Origin of the sequence: Amycolatopsis kentuckyensis (assembly GCF_002155975.1) — a bacterium.
GTDB lineage: Bacteria > Actinomycetota > Actinomycetes > Mycobacteriales > Pseudonocardiaceae > Amycolatopsis > Amycolatopsis kentuckyensis.
This window is the reverse complement of the sequence record NZ_MUMI01000877.1, coordinates 1-717: the sequence shown is the minus strand read 5'-3', so window position 1 is coordinate 717 and position 717 is coordinate 1. Positions and strand designations below refer to the sequence as shown.

Genomic DNA, 717 nt, shown 5'->3' with positions numbered 1-717 from the left:
CGGCGAGCCGGGTCTTGCCGATTCCGGGTTCCCCCGTGACGAACACGGCCGATCCCGAAGAGCGGCGAGCGTCGTGCAACACCCGCCCGATCTCTTCGATCTCCGTTCCTCGGCCGACGAGAGCGGGGGCACGGGTGCGCATGCGCCAACCTTAGAGACCGGACTCACGAATTCGGTGGTCTTCCGGTGGAGATTCCACTGTTCGGACGGCAAACTCGGGGTTATTGTCACGCTTTGTGCCGTCGCGAGCACGTCACGCGTGCGTGTGGTTGCTGACGACGGTGCTGATGTCCATCGTGACGACCGCGGCACTGGCGACGCCGAGGGTCAGCCCGGCGAGAATCCCCGCCCGGACACCGATCTTCGTTCTGGCACCAGGCGTGGCGTCACCGAGCGGGCTGTCCGCCTCCGCGGCGGCGGGGGTCGCGTCGAATTCGCCGGCGTTGGTGTCGTTGCGCATCTGCACTCCCGTGATGTGGTGTGTTTCGCGGTTATTTCCGGTGCCCCGACGGTTCGAGCAGGAGAACCGACGGAACCTGTTCGGCAAAACCGGCCCGCAACAACCCGAAACCGATACCCCCGGTTCCGGTCAGCAGGCCCGGGCTCGCTACTCCGTGCGGAGTACCGCACTGGAGCCCGTGTCCTTCGATGGCGCCCACGAGGCGCGAAGTCGCCCTCCGCAACGCGGAGACCGACGGTTCGTGGCCCTGCCCGGCC

At 67.2% G+C, this 717-nt stretch carries 2 protein-coding genes; both read right to left on the bottom strand.

Going from position 1 to position 717, the window contains the following annotated elements:
• Nucleotides 1-142, bottom strand: a 142-nt coding sequence (locus CCN39_RS52980) for an ATP-binding protein (protein ID WP_143264513.1), incomplete at its 3' end; no start/stop codon positions are given.
• 111 nt (nucleotides 143-253) lie between these two features.
• Nucleotides 254-460 (bottom strand): hypothetical protein, encoded by a 207-nt coding sequence (locus CCN39_RS48835; RefSeq protein WP_143264512.1) that lies wholly within the window; start codon nucleotides 458-460, stop codon nucleotides 254-256.
• Between the last annotated feature and the right edge of the window lie 257 nt (nucleotides 461-717).

Coding starts and splice junctions, on each gene's coding strand:
- CCN39_RS48835 (WP_143264512.1), bottom strand. CDS start 460: ATGCGCAACGACACCAACGCCGGCGAATTCGACGCGACCCCCGCCGCC.